A 208-nucleotide genomic window follows, 5' to 3' on the forward strand; every position below is an offset into this window, starting at 1 on the left:
ACATATATCCCTCCATGTTATTAGTTGTAAAAAATCCAAGCCAATAGTTTAAATCTTTTGACAAGTTATTATCTTTCGCCAACGGCGGGCAGACGCCAAATTTAAATTTCTTTAATTCTATAATATGTATTTGCAAATGGTCGGTTAAAAGTCGCTCGGTTTTAGTATCGTAAATCATGTAGCAACTGTGGACATTGCCATTCTTTTT

General features: G+C 33.7%; 1 protein-coding gene. It reads right to left on the minus strand.

Features of this window, described 5'->3' with window-relative positions:
* A partial coding sequence (locus EZH24_RS13915; protein WP_170310904.1) for a PD-(D/E)XK nuclease family transposase occupies positions 1-208 on the minus strand: 208 nt, incomplete at both ends.

The sequence above is a fragment of the Brachyspira catarrhinii genome (genome assembly GCF_005518285.1).
In the GTDB taxonomy this organism is placed as follows: Bacteria; Spirochaetota; Brachyspiria; order Brachyspirales; family Brachyspiraceae; genus Brachyspira; species Brachyspira catarrhinii.